The organism is Streptomyces sp. NPDC052101, assembly GCF_040680235.1.
In the GTDB taxonomy this organism is placed as follows: domain Bacteria; phylum Actinomycetota; class Actinomycetes; order Streptomycetales; family Streptomycetaceae; genus Streptomyces.
Genome location: NZ_JBFAWH010000106.1, coordinates 1 through 3,200, shown reverse-complemented (window position 1 = coordinate 3,200; position 3,200 = coordinate 1). Strand labels below are relative to the sequence as shown.

Sequence of the window (3,200 nt, the reverse complement as noted above, 5' to 3'; positions counted from 1 at the left end):
GCATCTTCCGCCGATCCCGGTGCAGCCCGAATCGAATGACGTCAATCGCCGCTGCCGTCCTCACGCTGGAGCGGCAACGCTGAAAGAGCTCACTGTTTCAGGTACGTCGGTCGCTGGGATGATGGCTGCTCACTCCTAGGCGAGGAACTGGGCCCCGGATGAGTTGCTGGTCGCAAGAGGTGCGCGAGGTGTTGGAGGCGTCGGGATGGACGCCTGGACGGAAGGTAGACACGGGTCGCTGGAGATCCATGTTCATCACCGTCGGCCTCGCCATGCATGATGCTGCGGAAGCCTTCCTGCAAGAGTTCGGCGGTTTGACTGTGAACGTCAGCGGACCGGGGATCAGCTGTGCACGCACACCGTTCGCGTTGGATCCCGAGCTGGCCTGGGGCGAGGATGACCGGTTTGTGCAGTGGGGTGAGTCGATCGGGCATCGTCTTTTCCCGCTCGGTGAGCTGGATCACGGCCGGTTCTTCCTGGGCATCAATGAGGTGGGTGTGATCTATCTCGTTGAGACGTTCGTTGCCAGCTTCGGACCGATGCCGCAGGCATTGGAGAACTTGGTTCTCGGCGTGGCTCCTCGCCGGATCGATGAGGAGTAAGAGTCTGTGGGACAGACTTCCTGGCGTGTCGTTCACCTGCAGAGGAGCACTCGTTTGCGGAGGAGTTGAAATCCGGCCGGCCGAACATCTGCCGTTTGAGCATCTTGATCCGGTTGACGTGCCCTTCAACAATGCCCGGGCGGGTGTAGACCGCCCGCCGGTGCGGTCGGGGCTCGCGGTCGGGGTCCTTGTGCTTCCGCCGCGTTCGGCCCATTGCCGCCCGGGGTGGGGCTGGAGGTTGGGCGGGCCGAACTCGTCCAGGCATAAGACGACTTCGGGTTCGCTGTCCTCCGGTATGACCTCACCGTCGGCGATGGCGTAGAGGTGCTCGACGCGGGCCTTCTTGGCGGCATAGTCCGGGTCGCGGGAGGGGTCGGCCAGCTTGGCCAGGCTCCAGGTCGAGAACGGCAGGCCGTGCTCGGCCGACCTGGACTTGGCGATCTTCTTGATCTCGCGGCGTTCGGGGAGGGCGAAGGTCTTAGGCCGGCCGCCCTTGTACTTCGGGTAGAGCGAGTCGAAGCCGTCAACGTTGAAATTTTGGATCACATCCCGGACCCGGTCGTCGCTGGTGCACGTCACCTCGGCGATCTTTCCCACGGACATGCCCTGCGCGGCCGGCAGCACCGTGTGGGCCCACTGCCAGGTCACCACCGACCCGCTGCCTCTGCGGATGATCCGCAGCAGGCGCTTCCCCTCGTCGTCATCGATCTCGCGGACGTGTACTCGCTCAGCCACCAGCACAGCTTCCCTGCCGCGCGCTGCCGGTGAGTGTCATTCCGTCGGCGTGCCGATCCGCAGCCGGTTGCCGTCAGGGTCGCGCAGCTCAATCTCACGCGCCCACGGAGCGTCCTTCACCTGCACACCGAACTCGGAGGCAAAGGCCTCGACATCGCGCATGCGCAGGTAGACCAACGTGTCGGGTCGGGCGTCGCCCTTGTGCTCCGACAAGAACAACCGCATCCCGCCCCGGGCGACCTCGACGAACGCGGGAAGTCCCGGTTCGAAGCGGTGTTCCCACTGCTTGGCGAAGCCAAGTCGCTCGTACCAGGCGACCGCCGCCGCAGCGTTCTCGACGTGAAGAATGGGAATGACTTCCTCGTCCATGGAGTCATCGTCGCAGACAGCCCAGGGTAAACGTTGCCTGATGCGGCACTTGTCTGCTGACCCCAGTCCGTGACGCAGCAGCCTCTCGCCGAATAGCACCGCGCATGACCCGACAGTCAGCAGCCCTCCGGCGAGGAACGCGCCTCGCACGCCGGCCAGCGGCAGGATCAGTCCCCCGAGCGCGGCGCCAGCCGCGATGCCGGCGTTGTAGGCACCAGAGTTCGCCGCGAGTGCGATGTCCGTGCGGCCCGGTGCGCAATGCAGCATCGCGTTCTGGGTGGTCATGAACACCGGTCCGAGCGCACCGCCCATCAGCGCCAGGAACACCACCGCCGCCGCAGGGTGGGTACCGGTCCCGTACAGCCCGAGCATGCCCACCGCCTGCGTGGCCACGGCAGTGGTCAGCGCGGAGCGCGGAAAGCGGTCCAGCAGTGCCCCGGTGATGCTCACCCCGGCCAGACACGCGATACCGAATGCCACGAACAGGGCGCTGACGGCGCTCGATGAGAACCCGCTTACGTCGCCCAGGAACTTCACGATGTAGGTGTATCCCGTGAACGCCCCGGTGGCGGAAAGGGCCCCGGCTACCAGCACGATCCCGAACCGGCGGGCGTCGGGGTCGGATCCGTAGGCGGCGGGCTCCTTGTCCGGAGGTGAGGTCGGCAGCAGAGCGGCGATCGTCACCAGAGAGAGGAGCCCCAGAGCTGCCAGCATGGCGATGGGCACCTGCCAGGCGCTCTGCTGGCCCAGCCAGGTGCCGGCAGGAACGCCGAGCACGAGGGCGAGAGAGCCGGCGACGGACAGCGCCCCGACTACACGCCCGCGGACTGCGGGCGCGAACAGGCCCACCGCGACCGGCCCCATCACGGCCCAGAACAGCGCCTGGGCGAGCGCGGTGAGCAGTCGCGCTACGAGGAGCAGCCAGTAGGAGGTTGCCAGCGCCCCAACCAGACTGGACACGACGAGAGCGGCCAGCAGTCCCGTGAGCACATGACGTCGAGGCACGGCCCGCGTGACGCGGGCGAGCGGCACAGACGCGACTGCGACTGCGACTCCGTAACCGGTGACCAGGAGGCCGACTGCTGACAGCGGCACACGAAGGCTTTCGGAGATGAGCTCCAAGAGGCCGACTGGCAGGTTCTCCGCCGTGTTGAAGGTGAAGGCGGCCAGCATCAGGGCCGCCAGTACTGCCGGCCCATGCCGTGAAGCCGATTGCCCGGTGATCGCAAGGTCGCTTCGCGCCCTCGCCCGTTGCTCCTGCTCGGTGGCACCTTCCATAGAGATACCTCAGCCGCCTTACCGGTCCGGCCGCAACCCCATTCACCTGCCGTGGGGACGTGCGGCCAACTGCGACGCGCAGAGTGGCCAACCGAAGCAATCAATGGCCAAGTGGGAGGTTCGGGTCTGTAAAGCGAGCGGTGTAACTGGGCTTGATGTGGCTAGAGTTGGCCTGCGGTGAGGCGGCCATCAAAGGCCAGGTCGAAGGCGTTCATG

Annotated in this window: 2 protein-coding genes and 3 pseudogenes; 2 read left to right on the top strand and 3 right to left on the bottom strand. The window is 66.2% G+C overall.

Translation table 11 applies throughout. The features are described 5' to 3' along the window. Window positions 1-83 (top strand): annotated as a pseudogene (locus AB0L75_RS43990) (IS5/IS1182 family transposase); the annotation flags it as partial. 75 nt (window positions 84-158) lie between these two features. Then, on the top strand, window positions 159-602 hold the full coding sequence (locus tag AB0L75_RS43985; protein ID WP_365191913.1) for an SUKH-3 domain-containing protein: 444 nt from the start codon (window positions 159-161) through the stop codon (window positions 600-602). Window positions 603-738: 136 nt separating this feature from the next. On the opposite strand, the pseudogene AB0L75_RS43980 reads toward AB0L75_RS43985, so the two are convergent. The 3 genes and pseudogenes from AB0L75_RS43980 to AB0L75_RS43970 form a co-directional block, all read right to left on the bottom strand. Then, window positions 739-1,337, bottom strand: a pseudogene (locus tag AB0L75_RS43980) (helix-turn-helix domain-containing protein); the annotation flags it as partial. A 36-nt stretch (window positions 1,338-1,373) separates the two neighbouring features. Then, a complete protein-coding gene (locus AB0L75_RS43975; protein ID WP_365191914.1) occupies window positions 1,374-1,706 on the bottom strand; it encodes a glyoxalase superfamily protein in 333 nt (110 codons plus the stop codon). A gap of 75 nt (window positions 1,707-1,781) precedes the next feature. Further along, window positions 1,782-2,879, bottom strand: a pseudogene (locus AB0L75_RS43970) (MFS transporter); the annotation flags it as partial. Window positions 2,880-3,200 lie beyond the last annotated feature (321 nt).

What these genes read in the sequence shown, in the direction of transcription:
- AB0L75_RS43985 (WP_365191913.1), top strand. Translation starts at nt 159, where the DNA reads ATGAGTTGCTGGTCGCAAGAGGTGCGCGAGGTGTTGGAGGCGTCGGGA.
- AB0L75_RS43975 (WP_365191914.1), bottom strand. Translation starts at nt 1,706, where the DNA reads ATGGACGAGGAAGTCATTCCCATTCTTCACGTCGAGAACGCTGCGGCG.